Here is a 13,309-nt window from a genome sequence, read left to right as displayed (position 1 = left end):
TAAGTCCACTCTCTTCTACACCTACAAGGGCCGCGCCAACTCCGGTGGTAACTGATCCGCGCGGTCACTGACCCGGCATGACGGGGCCGCCCCCACCACCGGCGGCGGCCCCATTCCCTTCCCCCTTTCCCTCTGACCGGCCGGGCCGGGGTTCGCGCGGTTCACCCGGCCCGGCCCCTTGCCTTCCCGAACCGCGCTGTGAAGACGAACGATCGTTGTACGAGAGGAACCGCGTAATGACCGAGAACACCGCCGTGGCCGCCGTCCAGGCCGAGGCCACCGCCTCCGAATCCCCGAAGAAGCTGACCCTGCACGGCACCGAGTACCTGCTGCCGGCTTCCTCCGACCAGTGGCCGCTGGCCGCCCTGGAGGGCTTCGAGGAGGGCAAGATCGTGGCCGCGCTGCGCAGCCTGCTCGGCCCCGAGCAGTGGGCGCGACTGAAGGAGGCCGGCGCCACCCTCAGCGACCTGAACACCCTCGCCGAGCAGGTGGCCACCGCCTACGGCTTCGAGTCCGCGGGGGAATAGCGCGCCTCCTCCGCCTACTCCGGGAACACCCCGGTGCGGTGGAGGCCGATCTCGCCCGCTACTACCGGATCGAACTGGCCGACCTGTGGCGCGGTCTGCTCACCCTGCGGCGCCTGGCGGTGCTGCTGCGGCACCTGCCCTCCGAATCGGCGACCGCCACGGCACTGGGCGGGGACGGCTGGACGCTGTCCCACTACCTGATGGCCGACATGGTGCACGCGACCACGGGACAGCCGCACCCGGCCGACCCGAGGGTGCGTCGGGCCGAGGAGGAGAAGAAGGCCCGCTTGGAGCAGGCCCGAGAACGCGCCGAACGGCGCAGACAAGAGTTGGCCGACCACGATTCCTGACCGCCTGGGGCGGGGTGCGACACGCACCCCGCCCCCTTTTTTTCTGCTGTCCGGGGGCGGTTCCGAGCCAGTGGGGGAGGGCATGGGCGGTGGCCGGGGAGCGCGGGACCCAGGAATCAGGGAGCGGTGGCGGGAGCACTCGGGGAGACAGTCCGCTGACGGTTCGGGCCGCCCGCGATGGACGGCTCGAAGCGACCGGAGACAGCGAGAACGGGGCCGACGGAACACTGTTCCGTCGGCCCCGTTCTCTTGTTTCCGCTCTCGGAGGGCTGTCCCTAGGTCCTCGTCACAGGGGCAGCCCGGGCACCAGCGGTGCGCTACGGATCTCGGGTGCGGGCGCCGGCCCCAGCCAGTCCCCGCCGCTCACGGCCAGGTGGCTCCACCACAGCGGCGGGTACTCGTTGCCCAGGGCCAAGTCCATCGCGGCCCGTGTCTCCGGGCCGGGTACGCCGTCCACCGGGTCCAGGCCGTGGGTGTCCTGGAAGGCCATCACCGCGTTCCGGGTGGCGTTCCCGAAGTCACCATCGGCTCCCCAGACACCCAGGTCGTACCCCAGGTCCAGGAGCTCCTGCTGGAGGTCTCGTACCGCTGCGCCCTGGTCACCCCAGTAGAGGGTGGGGCGGGCACGGTACCGGAACCCGCTGAGGAGGAGATCCCCGTTCGGAGCCGACGGCCAGGTCAGCTCCAGGGCCCGCTCGGTTTCGTGCTCGCGGTACAGGCGCAGGGCCAGGTTCGCGCTCCGGCGCAGTTCCAGCCTGATCCATCCGTTCGTGCCCGGGGCGCGCCCCGAGCCCGAGCTGACGGAGCCTGTGCGCTCCTCGGCAGCCAGGTCCCGCTCCTGGAGAACGGCGTTCACGTTGCCGTTGGTCGCCGTGGACAGGACCAGACCGTCGGCGTCGCCGATGGACAGGGCCCAGTGGCGGCTGCCGTCCCCGGAGGGCATGGTCGGCAACCACAGATAGGCGCGCAGCGCCCACCCGCTCCCCGGGGAGGGGACACGGATCCGCGGGGTGTCCCCACGGTGGTGCCCGGTGCCCAACCGTGACGAGGGCAGCCCGTGCACCGTGTGGGTGTCATCGAACCGGCTCCGTGCGGGGGTGAGCACGGTGAGAGGATCGCCGCCACGGGACAGGGCGCTCGAGGACAGGGGGTCGCCGACCGGCCCGGTCAGTGTGTTGCGCAGTACGCCGCTCACTTGACCATCACCTGCACGGTCAGGTGTTCGGCGCTCCCCTCACCGGTGAGCTCCACCTCGGTGGTGAGTTCGGCGCCGTTGGAGAGCATCACGTCCGGCCAGGTCTGGTGGGCCGTCCGCGAGGCGGACAGGTCGATCTCCTCCAGGACGGAGTCGTCACCCGTGTCGGGATCCAGGGCCAGCAGCCGTACCGTGACCACGGTGTCCGGATCCACGTCCGACAGCCGGGCGCGCAGCCCGGCGACCCGTTGGGAGCGGCCCTCCATGTTGACGTACACACCGTGGGATCGCCGCGACGAGACCTCGCCGTCCACGTGCCACATCAGTGGATGGGCGCTGGCGGAGGTCTCACCCTCACCGGCGTTCTCCTCCAGGTCGGCGATCCGCCGTTCGGCGGCCGCCAACAGCTCCATGACCTCGGCCGTGACCAGGGAGAAACGCGGTGGCTCCTCGTCGTGGGCGTCCTCGTCGTGGGCGTCCTCGTCGCCGGGGTCCGAATCGGGGAGGGCCTGACCGATCAGCAGCTGACGGACCTCGTCCGGGCCGCGGAAACGGGGCAGCTCACCGTAGGGGCCGCTGAGGATCTCGCTCACCGGCTCACTGCGCGAGTCGAGCAGGTCGGTGACGCGTTCGCCGGTCTGCGCGTCGTACACCCACAGCGGCACGTCCGGGGAGAGCAGGGACAGGTAGCCGACCCCGCCGTCCTCGCGTTCCACCTGCTGACCCGCGGCGACGACGAAGTCGGGGACACCCCCGCCGAACCAGTACCTCACAGCTCCTCCTCCTGTCGCGTCCGCCGGTACTCGACGGCGGCCTCGACCCGGCGCTGCACGTAGGCGGCCCCGGCGGTCAGCGCCGCGGTGGCCGCGGCCGCGGCCAGCACGGCGGTGTCGATGGTCTCTCCGGGAACGACGGTCGCGGTGACCGTTCCGGCGGCCGCGACCAGGGCGGCCGCCGCGGCTCCCTGGAAGACGGTGCGCAGACAGCGCCTGCCCGCGTCCTCACGGGCTCCGATGGTGGACATGGTTGTTTCCTCTCGATTCGTATGTTCGCGGGCGGGGAGGGCTCCGCAGTACGGAGCGGATTCGGGCCTCACCGGGGCTCGAAGAAGAAGCCGTCGAGCGAGATCCACCGAGGGCTGTGCGTGTGGTAGCCGAGGATCTGTCCGGGCAGGGGAGTGGTCATGTTGCGGCTGACCACGTCGGCGCGCATGTAACCGACACCGCCGCGTACCTCGCACGCGGTCACACTGCGGACGTAGCCAGCGGGAAAGGTTTCCGCGGGCAGTCGCGCGTAGTACGTTCCGCTGGCCAGCGCGGCCCCGTTGGCCCGGCGGATCGTTCCCCGGAGCTGTACCGAACCGGCCCTGACCCAGCGCCAGGAAGGCCTGAAGCCGCTGCTGGCCCGTTCGTATCCGGCCCGCAGTGTGACGGGTCGCCAGGCGCTCGGGTAGTTGGCGTCCACCAGGGTCTGGTGGGTGCTGCCGTCGAAGACGGTCAGGCGGCGTGAGTCGGTCTCCCAGGACAGGCCGCCCACCTGGAGCGCCGAGTGGCGGTTGTCCGAGGCGGAGGCGACCGCGCCCGCGGAGGCGGAGAACTGGCGTTCGTCGGAGATGGTGCCGATCGCACCGCCCAGCGGGCCGCGGGTCCAGGAAGCCAGGGGCAGGTCCCACACGGTGTCGGTCCGGGTCAGCGCCGGGGCCTGCAGAGTTCCGGAGCCGGTAGCCGGCGTGCCCTCGATGACGTGCGGGCTGATCGTGCGGCCGCTCCGGTCCAGACGGAGTACGGCCCGGTCGACCCGGGCGCCGTTGGCGGTGTTCAGCGACACGTCCAGGGGCACGAGGTCGTCGACCTCCACGCCGTAGCCCTCCACCACGGCGAAGCCAGGGGAGACGGCGGCGTCGCCGTCAACGGTGCGCAGCACCCGCAGGTCGGGGCCGCCGCCGGGTTGGAGGACGACCCCCGAGGGGACCGCGGCCCGCAGCAGCTTGCGGAACCTGCCCTCCTGGACCTCCTGGGGTTCGCCCTCGGGGGTGAGGTCGAACGGGAACGAGTAGAACGACATGGTCAGGCCTTCCTTTCCAGAGCGGCGATGCGGCGCAGGGCGCGCCGGAGCAGCCGCTCCTGTTCTGTGTCGTCGGCGGAGTCCCCGGGGGGACCGCCGATGGCGGGGGTGATCTCCAGCTCGCCGCTTCCGGCGTCGGCCGAGATCCGTACCTCGGTGACCGGGTCGGTGAAGCGCACCCCGGGCACGGGTTCCAGGGCGACGGTGTCGCCGAGGAAGTAGTCGCGGCCGAAGGCGCAGCGGGCGGTGTCCACCAGCTGGGCCTCCAGGACGGGGGCCCGGCGGGCGTCGGCCAGCTGTGCGGCCCCCGCCGCGTCGAGTTCGTCGGCCTCCTCCACCCGGTTGGCCGAGTGCAGGGACCGGCTGGTCATCCGCCACTCCTCGGCGGCCCCGGTGTCGCCGTACTCGCGGACGAGGACGTTCTCCTCCTCGTCCTCGGCCAGCACCACCACGTGGGTCGAGGTGGGCATGGCTCGCTGCCAGCGCATCGAGCGCAGGTTGCCGAGTTCCCGGGAGAACCGGGCGGAGGCGCTGCGGTCCACGGGCTCGACCACGTCGAAGACCAGCCGGTCACCCTGCTGGGTCACACGCGCGCCGAGCCCGCCGGAGCAGGCCCGGACCACCTCCATCAGGGGTTCGAACCGGGCCGAGTGGGTGACCTGCGCACCCCGGCCCAGGTCGGGGGCGACCTCCACCTCGTGGGTGCGGGCCGCGCCCCTGCGGGCGGCGGTGCGGGAGTCCCCGATGTTGGCCGAGACGAACCCCTTGACCACGGTCTCGGCCGCGCCCGAACGGCGGTCGGAGCCCTCGCCCTGGTCGGCCGCGGTCAGCCGCGGGTCGGGGTAGGCGAGTTCTCCCGCCACCACCGCGAGGTCGTCCGCGCCGGACACACTGACGGTGCCCTCCCCTGCCAGGTCACCGGTGTCGGCTGACCACTCGCGGGGTCCGCTCTCCTCGATCTGGCCGGTGAGCAGGACCCGGTCGTCCAGGGTGACGATCACTCCCCAGCCGGGGGCGATCCGCTCGCGGACCCGGTCGCTGGCGGCGCAGGTGAGGGAGAACGACGAAACCCCCGACCAGAGGAGGTCGAGGGTCACGTTCTGCCAGGGGAGCGGCCCCCGGTTCACCAGATCGGGATCGCGGGCGTACACCCGCAGCCGTTCCAGGCTCACGGCTCACCACCCCGCCTGGTAGCGGGGGCGGAAGGCCACCCGGACGGTGGACTCGGCGGTGGCGTCGGCGAGCCCGACCCGGAGCCGGTTCTCGCCGGGTTCCAGGGGGAACAGGTGCGGCCACTCCGACAGATGCGGCCACCAGTCCTCTCCGTCGCCGTCCACGGCGGTCAGCCCGCTGTCGGGTGCGGACGCGACCGGACGGCAGTCCACGGTCACCTGCTGGCCGGGTTCGAGTGTGCGCTCGAAGGCCCACTCGGCCCCGGTCTCCGTGTTCGTGACCACCGGCCGTCCCGGGCCGACGAGCGTCCACACGGGGTAGGCGGGGGCGTCGCCGGGGTTGGTGATGACGGTGGCCTCGCCGACCTGACTGGTGCCCAGGGTGATCGGGTAGATCGGGTAGAAGGCGCGGGGGTCGTTCTCCACCCTCCAGGAGACGACCTTCTCAGGGCCCTCGAAGTAGGGGTCCGGGGCGTGGAACTCGAGGTTGGGGTAGGCCTGCGCACAGGCGGACAGGTCGTCCAGTTCCTCCTCCGCGGCGTCCAGACCGCCCTGGTAGTAGCAGGAGATCTCCCGTGCGGAGCCGTCGGGCAGTTCCACCCGGAGGCGGCCGGGGCGGATCCCGGAGGGGGTGCGGTGCCGCAGGGCCCGCTGGAGGCTCCGGTGGGCCCGCAGGTAGCGTGCCTGGTCGGCGCCGATGACCAGGAGGGGGACGGTGAGCACCCGGGGTGCGACCCGGATGTCGCGGAGCAGTCCCTCACCGTTGCCGAAGCGGTCGGTGGTGATCTCCTGTTCGGGCAGCCCGAAGCCGCCGCGCCCGGTGAGCGAGCGGTAGGGGTCCGAGGTCAGGTCCAGCCGGGTGCCGTCCGGGGCGATCCACACCAGGCGCTTGGCGGCCGGGGCCTCGATCCGGGGCCAGGTCTTCGGCGGTGGCGGCGGTGGGACGGGCGGTAGGTAGACGATGGGCATGGGTGTGCCTCCTTACCTGGGCCGGGCCAGTCGGGCCGTCCGCCGGGCGTGGTCCAGGGCGCGGACCACGTCACGGGGCGTCGAGTAGCCGGGCACGTGGTTGACGTTGACGGTGCCGACCAGGGGCCGGTCGGCGGTGGCGTGCGCGCCGGGGGAGACCGGTACGCGGTGGCCGCTGAGCACCCCGTCCACCAGGTGCTCGAAGGCGCGGGTCTGCCGGGGCGAGAGGACCCGCTCGGGGTGCCCGGACTCGTTGACCCCGACGGTGCCGCTGCCCCAGATCCCGCCGCTGTCGAACAGCCGGCTCGGCCGACGGATCGCGAGCGGGCTGGGGTACATGGCGCGGTGCGAGACCGAGGCCCCGGTGTAGGGGGCGTGGATGAGCTGGCCGGGCTTGGTGACCATGGCGACGTGCCCGCGGTGCGGGAACACGAGGTCGCCGGGCATTTCCGAACCCCTGCTGACCGCCCTGCCAGTGTTGATCTGGTCGTAGGTGACCCGCGGGAGACGGACTCCGGCTCCCTTCCACCACGCGTACTGCATGAGGCTGGAGCAGTCGAACCCGCGGATACCGGCGCCCCGTCCGAAGCCCAGGGAGGGGCCGCTGATCCCGCCGCCGCCCCAGGAGTAGGGGAGCCCGAGCTGTGAACGCGCCGCGGCGACCACGGGGCCTCCGCTGGCCACCAGACGTCTGAACATCTCGCCGAAGGTGCTGCCGATGTCGTTCGTGGCGGTGTTGTGCATGCGTTGCAGGTTGATACGTACGTCTTCGCGTGTTTCATCGATCCGGCCCCATGGGTCCTGGTGGCTGCTTGCCGAGGACCAGCGGACGTGCCCGCCTTTGGCGTAGCCCGGGAGCGCGTGCTTCGGGACGCGGCGCTCATTGAGTGCCGACATGAAGGAAGGGCCGTAGTAGTCCACGGCGGAAGCACGCTGTACGTACTCACCATCGGACAACCACGCGGGGATGGAATCAGAGGTCGAGGTGCCTGGGCCGTGCACGGGGCCACCGGTGGCCAGGCCACCGGTCCCGTGACCGTTCATGGCGCCGCCTCCGTGCCAGGTTCCACCCATGGTGTAGTCCCAGCTGCCGGTGGCACTGACCTCGATCTTGTTCTTCACGACCGCGGGGATGCCGATGTACTCGTTGGCCAGGTCGTTGGCGGCCTTGCCGGTGACGCCCATCTCGCCCGCCACCCTGAGGAACTCCGCTCGCCCGAGTTCGTACTGGGCGGTCATCTCCTCAGCGGACGCCCCGTTCTCGTTCATGGCGTTGGTCTGGTTGTGTGTGGCCTCGGCCAGGTCGATGAGGGCGCGGCGATTCTCGCGCCCCTCCTCGGTCTTGGTGCTGATGGTCTTGTTGTTCTTATCCGCACTGGCCGAGGCTTTTTCCACGGCCTCGTTAAAGGACATCTCCGCTTCGGCGGCGGAGATGCTGGAGCCGGTCATGTCGTCCATGGCGGTCTTCAGGTCCCGAGCCTGCCGGATGCCCTCGGCCATGGCGTCATTCGCGCTGTTCTGCTCGTCGGTGAGGTTTCCCGTCGCGGAGCCGGCACCGTTCGTCGCCGCAGTGAGCGCCTCCTCCATTTCGCGCCGTTCCCGGGCGGTGGCGCTCGCTGCGCTGGTGGCGTCGGTGTTCTCTTCGAGGATGTCGAGGACCTCGCTGAGGGCCCGTTCCTTGTTTAGGAGGGCGTCCCTTTCCTCGTCAGTGGCGGCTCGGTGCTCTCCTGCCTGGCTCACCATGTTGTCCGAGGCGGTTTCGGCCTCATCCAGGAGCGCCACCGTCTCCTCGTACTCCCGGTTGAGGCGATTGGAGGACACCTGGTTGCCAGTGAGGGCACTGCTGAAGTCCTGCATGCTCACACCCGCGTCCTTCAGGTGCTTGCTCAGGTCAGCTTCCTGGAGGTTGTCGATCAGGGTGGAGAGCGCTGTCCCCTGGAGCTTCCCTCCCTCGGCGACGAGGGCCTCGGTGAATTTCTCCGTCGCCTCCGTGGACTCCTTCTTGTTCTTGGAGAATGCTCCGAGCAAGGTGATACCGGCGGCGATTCCGATACCCCAGGGGCCACCCAACAGCGCCGCGCCGCGACCGAGCAGGCCCGCGAACCTCCCTGCGGCGGTGGCGGCTCCCCCGGCTTGCACCCCGGTCTTGCCGACCGCGCCGCCCAAAGCGACGACTGAGGCGTTCGCGGTGTTCGCCCTCTCCAGCTTCTTGAACTGTTCGGAGAGGGAAGCGACGGAGGCCGAAGCGGTCGCGTAGGTTTCGACCGCGGCGAGAATTACACTCTCGTCGCCGAAGAGTCCAGTGGCGTCAGCCAGGCCCTTGAATTCCTTGGCTATGACTCCACCAGTGGCGAGAACCTCTTCCCCCATGGTCTTGGTGCTCTTCGCCGTGTTCTTGGCGATCGTTTCCAGGGACTCCTGCTGTTTCTTCCCGTTCTCTACGAACAGGTTGGTGAGTTCGCTGTGGTGGGAGCCGATCGCCGAGATCTCCGTGCCGGTCTGGTTGGCGGAATCCCGAACGGTTTTCAGGCCGGAGGCCAGTTCCTGATTTGCCGCGGTGACCGATGACAGGCCTTCGGTGACCGAACCGGCGGACTGCTTGATCCCCTCCAAAGCGCCCGCGAGCTGCTGGGCGGATCCGGTGGCCTGGCGTAGGGCCTCGTCCCATCTTCTGATTTCGTCGGTGGACAGTGGCACTTCTTCCCCTTTCCTTGGTGAAGTGAGAAAGGCCGGGGCCGGTCACCGTTGCTTCTGGTGACCGGCCCCGGCCTGTGATTCAGTCCTGAGCGTTGCGTTTCAGGACGATGTGGACCCCCTTCCCGAGTTTGTTGTCCCGGGAGAGCGCCGCCTGGCGCTGTTCGATCTGCTCGCAGCCGGGGCAGCGCTTCAGATCGGCCACGTAGGCGCGCCGGTCCCCGCCCCGTTCCTCGTCCCACTCCTCCCCGCGCGTGCCGCACGAACCGCAGCGCGCCTGTTCGCGCAGGTGGAACCAGATCGCCTTGTCCCGGTCGTCGCTGTCCCAGGACAGGAACTCACTGTGGCGGATCCGGTAGTGGTGGCACAGGGCCAGTTCGATCGACAGGTCGGGGTCGGCGTCTAGCCTTTTGGGATGTGGCTGGAGGGCGCGCGGACGTTCACGGACTGGGCGAGCAGCATCATCTCCAGCTTCTCGCCGTGGGAGACGTCGTGCTCCAGGAGCTGTTTCCAGTCGTCCTCGTCCATGTCCTCGGCCTCGGCACTGGCGGTGAACAGCGCCAGCGGGAAGGTCTCCGGGTTCCACGCCGAGTCCTTGTCACCCTCGGTGGGAGGGTGGGCGGCGATCAGCGCCTCCAGGTCGCTGGGCGGGATGGCCCGGAAGACGATCTCCTCGTAACACCGGTTCAGGGCCTCCTCGGCCCGGTCGATCCGCTCCTGTGCGGGGGCGGGGTCGGTGTCGTTCTTGGCCGCCCTGCGGTGCGCCTCCCTCGCCTCGCGCAGTTCGCGCTCGGCCTCGGTGGTGTCGTCCACCCTCAGCCGGTAGACGGCGTGCGGGCGCTGGCGGGAGCGGAGCCGGTCACGGAGCCCCATCAGTTCCCCTCCCCGCCACCGCTGGCGGGCAGGGTGATGTTCTCTGCGGGCTCCGAGAGGATCGAGAACTGCACCTCGAGGCGGGCCGCCTCCTCGCCGACGCTGCGCATCTTGCCGACGGAGGCCACCCGGACCGGGTAGATGTCGGCAGGGAGTCCGGACTGGTCGCCGTGGTCCATGATCACGACGTAGCCCTGGGTGTCGCGGGGCAGCAGTTCGCGGATGTCCTCGCCCTCGCGGTCGGCGTAGAAGGTGATCGAGGACTCCTCGGCGGTGCTCCGGCCCGGGATGCTCGAGGTGAACCGGGTGGCCAGGTCCGGGGTCTGCACCTGCTCGGAGGTGACCTGCCAGCCGGTGAGCTCGGCGATGTCGGCGGAGACGTCGACGCCCGCGTCCAGTTCGGAGCGGGTCGGCGAGAACTTGTCGGAGATCTCGGGGACGAACACCACGCGGGTGATCGCGGCGTTGAAGAAACGGGTGGACGGGCTCATCGGGGTCGCGGGCATTACTTGCCTTCCTTCTTCTTGGTGGTCTTCGCGGCGGGGGCCTTGCGGGCGGTCGCGGGGGCGGCGAGTTCGGCCTCGGTCACCCAACCGGACCGGCGGTGGATGTGGACCGCGGACTCCGGGACGTCGGCGGGGCGCTCGACCTCGGGGTGGTGCATGGTCACCGTCTTCAGGGGCATGTGTTCCTCCTGGAACTGTTTGTTGCCGGGGGTCACGGTTCGACCCCCCTGAGTCACGCATGGGGTGCGCATGACACCCACGCGTGGTTCACGGGGGTGGGTAACGTGTCAGGCGCTGCGCAGGCGGTTCGCCCAGGTGTCGACCTCGATGTCGGCCTCGGCCCCGACGCGGAAGCCACTGCCGTGGCGGCCCTGCCAGACCGCCAGTTCCGTCAGGCGGGCCCGGGCCACCACGCCGCCCAGGTCGGGGGTACGGCGTACCGCCGCGTCCGCGCCGTCGACCAGTTCGTAGAGTCGGCGACGGGCCTGGGCCAGTTCGGCTCCGTCCGCGGTGAGCAGCAGCCGGACGGTCGCGGTTCGCCGGTCCCGCTGACCGGCGAGGTCCGCCGTCTCGCTCACGATCTCCAGGCCCGGTTCCTCCGGGTCCGCCGCGGCACCGACCGCGATGCTGTCGTGCCCGGGCTCCTCGAGCGGCCCGTCCACGACGGTCACCCCGGAGAGCTCGTCGGCTTCGGTCAGTGTGGTCACGAGGGCGTCGATGATCTCCGGGAACTCCTGGTATCCGGTCATGGCCGACCTTTCCTGTGCATGAGAAAAGGCGTGCCGGAGGCACGCCTTGCGGGAGGGGATGGGGCGGAGGCGGTGGGGCCCGTTCCGCGGGCACAAAAAAAGCCACCGGGATGCGGTGGCAGCTCTTTCGAGTCAACAGAAAATTAGCGTGCGCCCGGGCGGAGCGCAACCCCTCTCGGCGGGTCTCGTGCCGAAACAGGGGGTCCGGGGCGGCTCCTGATCCGCGTCCGCGCAGATCAGGGTGGTCGTGGGGAGGGCGCCAAATACTTCGTGCCAAATCCCCGTGAGGCGGGATACACGCCGCCGATATGCATAGAACACTCATTCGTGACCTATGCGGGTCAACCTTCCAGGCGCCGTATCCGTCATTCATGGGGGCGTCAAGGAGGCGCCAAGAGAGGTGCGGCAGATGCTGGACGGAGACGACGGGGACTGGGAAACACCCTACGAAGAGGGAGAAGAGCTCTACTACGACGATGACGGCGCCTTCGGGGTGGGGCTACCGCCCGCCGTCGACACAGCGGCCCCCGGTTTTCAGGGCCGGGCGTTCTGACACCGAACTCATCGGCATCGAACTCTCCGACCCGGGGGAGATGACGGCGTAACCGAACAGACCCTCCCCCGGGGTCGTAACTCCCGCTTCAGGCCTTCAGGGATCGGCTGACATCCCACCGTGACCTGGCGCGAGGGCGTCCGCCAGGATTTCCTTCGCTGCGGGGCTTGTGCGGGTGCCGGAACCTGTGGCACCATCTTGCGCAGCGACACAGCTATGTTCTCAACCCGGCCCAGTGCCGGGTTTTTTCGTTGGCGGACCCCTCCGCCACGTCTCAGCCGGGCCGCGGCCCAGGCTTCTCTTCTTCTTCCTTCCTGATTTCCGTGCGGTGCGCCCCCGGGGCGCCCCGCTCCAGAGGAGTGCCCGAAATGTCACGTCATGTCAGCCGGTCTGCGTGGGGCGCCCGTGCCCCTCGAAGCCGGACCTCCACCACATGGGCGGCCCGCAGCGGGTTCACCGTCCACTACTCCGCGGGCCCACCCACCCAGACCCCGCGCCAGATCCAGAACTTCCACATGGACGGCCAGGGCTGGGCGGACGTGGGCTACAACTTCCTGGTCGACCGCCAGGGCAACGTCTACGAGGGCCGCGGTTGGCACACCGTGGGCGCGCACGCCTCCCCGTACAACACCTCGCACATCGGGGTGTGCTTCATCGGCCGCGACGGCGACGCCACCCCGGCGGCCAAGGCGGCGATCCGCGGACTCTACGACGAGGCCAACCGGCGCGCGGGCAAAACCCTGTCCCGCAGTTGGCACGGTGGCCTGTCCGGGAACAGCACCTCCTGTCCGGGCGCGGACCTGCGCTCCTGGGTCCGGGCCGGAATGCCCGTCCCCGGCAGCGGTGGGGACGCGTCGCAGACATCCCCGACCTCGTCGGCGCCGGCCTTCCCCGGTCCGATCCTGATCCAGCCCCCGGTACGCCACACCGAGACCTGCCGCCGCTGGCAGCAGCGGATGCGTGAGCGCGGGTGGCGGATCACCGTGGACGGTTGGTACGGGCCCGCTTCCGCACGCGTCTGCCGACAGTTCCAGACCGAGAAGGGGTTCTCGGTGGACGGCCGGGTCGGCCCCCAGACCTGGGCGGGGGCCTGGACGGCCCCCGTCACCTGAGAGGAGAAACCGTGCTTTCCGTGCTCTTTCCCGACGTGGAGGACCTGGTCGCTGACTACCTGCGGTCCAGGGTCCCCGACTTCCCCGCCGAGTGGGCGGGAACCCCCGTGTTCACCGATTCCCTGCCGGACCGGGTGGCGGGCGACGACCCGACCCTGACCGTGCGCTGTGAGGAGTCGGGCGGGAACTACCCGATCACGCAGCAGTCACTGCTGCGCGTCTTCGCCTGGGCCGATGACCGGGACGACACCAAGGCCCTGGCCCACCTGGCCCACGCCGCGCTCCTGGAGCACGTCGGCGACGCCGAGATCGTCTCGGTCCGCCAGGTGGAGGGGGTCGTCCCCGGGTTCGACCCGGAGGTCCCCGAGCCTCACTCCTCCTTCGCGGTGCTGGTCACCCAGCGCCCGACCGGGTCCGGCTGAGCCGCCCGGTCCCCAGAACCCCCGCGGCCGGATGGCCGCGGGTTGTCAACAATCAGACGATTTCGAGAAGGGTTTCTCAGTATGGGTAACACGGCTAACGCGAGTGTGTGGGCGTACGCGGAT

The 13,309-nt window shown here is 70.1% G+C and carries 17 protein-coding genes; 5 read left to right on the top strand and 12 right to left on the bottom strand.

Going from position 1 to position 13,309, the window contains the following annotated elements:
* The first annotated feature begins 236 nt into the window (after window positions 1-236).
* On the top strand, window positions 237-527 hold the full coding sequence (locus tag D457_RS0131450) for a hypothetical protein (RefSeq protein WP_017584644.1): 291 nt from the start codon (window positions 237-239) through the stop codon (window positions 525-527).
* Window positions 528-565: 38 nt separating this feature from the next.
* Window positions 566-877 (top strand): hypothetical protein, encoded by a 312-nt coding sequence (locus tag D457_RS0131445; protein ID WP_017584643.1) that lies wholly within the window; start codon window positions 566-568, stop codon window positions 875-877.
* 286 nt (window positions 878-1,163) lie between these two features.
* On the opposite strand, the gene D457_RS35255 is transcribed toward D457_RS0131445, so the two are convergent.
* From D457_RS35255 to D457_RS0131385, 12 genes are all read right to left on the bottom strand, one after another.
* Window positions 1,164-2,072 carry a peptidoglycan-binding domain-containing protein gene (locus D457_RS35255; protein ID WP_017584642.1) on the bottom strand — a complete coding sequence of 303 codons (909 nt, stop codon included), beginning with the start codon at window positions 2,070-2,072 and terminating at the stop codon, window positions 1,164-1,166.
* Window positions 2,069-2,845 carry a hypothetical protein gene (locus tag D457_RS0131435; RefSeq protein ID WP_017584641.1) on the bottom strand — a complete coding sequence of 259 codons (777 nt, stop codon included), beginning with the start codon at window positions 2,843-2,845 and terminating at the stop codon, window positions 2,069-2,071. The genes D457_RS35255 and D457_RS0131435 overlap by 4 nt, the downstream gene beginning before the upstream one ends.
* Window positions 2,842-3,096, bottom strand: coding sequence for a hypothetical protein (locus D457_RS0131430; RefSeq protein ID WP_017584640.1), 255 nt, complete (start codon window positions 3,094-3,096; stop codon window positions 2,842-2,844). Before D457_RS0131430 ends, D457_RS0131435 begins: the two co-directional genes overlap by 4 nt.
* A 68-nt stretch (window positions 3,097-3,164) precedes the next feature.
* Complete coding sequence (locus tag D457_RS34355) at window positions 3,165-4,136, bottom strand: hypothetical protein (protein WP_017584639.1); 972 nt, start codon at window positions 4,134-4,136, stop codon at window positions 3,165-3,167.
* Between the two features lie 2 nt (window positions 4,137-4,138).
* Window positions 4,139-5,308, bottom strand: a complete 1,170-nt coding sequence (locus tag D457_RS0131420) for a Gp37-like protein (protein ID WP_017584638.1) — start codon at window positions 5,306-5,308, stop codon at window positions 4,139-4,141.
* 3 nt (window positions 5,309-5,311) lie between these two features.
* On the bottom strand, window positions 5,312-6,277 hold the full coding sequence (locus D457_RS0131415; RefSeq protein ID WP_017584637.1) for a phage tail family protein: 966 nt from the start codon (window positions 6,275-6,277) through the stop codon (window positions 5,312-5,314).
* 12 nt (window positions 6,278-6,289) lie between these two features.
* Complete coding sequence (locus D457_RS37405) at window positions 6,290-8,974, bottom strand: NlpC/P60 family protein (protein WP_017584636.1); 2,685 nt, start codon at window positions 8,972-8,974, stop codon at window positions 6,290-6,292.
* Window positions 8,975-9,053: 79 nt separating this feature from the next.
* Entirely contained in the window at window positions 9,054-9,176 is a 123-nt protein-coding gene (locus D457_RS37655) for a hypothetical protein (protein ID WP_017584635.1), read from the bottom strand.
* A 197-nt stretch (window positions 9,177-9,373) separates the two neighbouring features.
* Window positions 9,374-9,844, bottom strand: coding sequence for a hypothetical protein (locus tag D457_RS0131400; RefSeq protein WP_017584634.1), 471 nt, complete (start codon window positions 9,842-9,844; stop codon window positions 9,374-9,376).
* Complete coding sequence (locus D457_RS0131395; RefSeq protein WP_017584633.1) at window positions 9,844-10,350, bottom strand: phage tail tube protein; 507 nt, start codon at window positions 10,348-10,350, stop codon at window positions 9,844-9,846. Before D457_RS0131395 ends, D457_RS0131400 begins: the two co-directional genes overlap by 1 nt.
* The gene (locus D457_RS0131390) at window positions 10,350-10,529 is read right to left on the bottom strand and encodes a hypothetical protein (protein WP_152514437.1); all 180 of its coding nucleotides are present in this window, start codon (window positions 10,527-10,529) and stop codon (window positions 10,350-10,352) included. Before D457_RS0131390 ends, D457_RS0131395 begins: the two co-directional genes overlap by 1 nt.
* A 108-nt stretch (window positions 10,530-10,637) precedes the next feature.
* Entirely contained in the window at window positions 10,638-11,099 is a 462-nt protein-coding gene (locus tag D457_RS0131385; protein ID WP_017584631.1) for a hypothetical protein, read from the bottom strand.
* Window positions 11,100-11,508: 409 nt separating this feature from the next.
* Between D457_RS0131385 and D457_RS36595 the strand changes: the two genes are divergently transcribed.
* The 3 genes from D457_RS36595 (at window position 11,509) to D457_RS0131370 (ending at window position 13,186) form a co-directional block, all read left to right on the top strand.
* Complete coding sequence (locus tag D457_RS36595) at window positions 11,509-11,652, top strand: hypothetical protein (protein WP_169542754.1); 144 nt, start codon at window positions 11,509-11,511, stop codon at window positions 11,650-11,652.
* 368 nt (window positions 11,653-12,020) lie between these two features.
* Entirely contained in the window at window positions 12,021-12,764 is a 744-nt protein-coding gene (locus tag D457_RS0131375; protein WP_026117215.1) for a peptidoglycan recognition protein family protein, read from the top strand.
* Window positions 12,765-12,775: 11 nt separating this feature from the next.
* On the top strand, window positions 12,776-13,186 hold the full coding sequence (locus D457_RS0131370) for a hypothetical protein (protein ID WP_017584628.1): 411 nt from the start codon (window positions 12,776-12,778) through the stop codon (window positions 13,184-13,186).
* Window positions 13,187-13,309: the final 123 nt, after the last annotated feature.

Origin of the sequence: Nocardiopsis valliformis DSM 45023, assembly GCF_000340985.1 — a bacterium.
Classification (GTDB): Bacteria; Actinomycetota; Actinomycetes; order Streptosporangiales; family Streptosporangiaceae; genus Nocardiopsis; species Nocardiopsis exhalans.
This window is presented reverse-complemented; position numbering and strand designations above follow the sequence as displayed.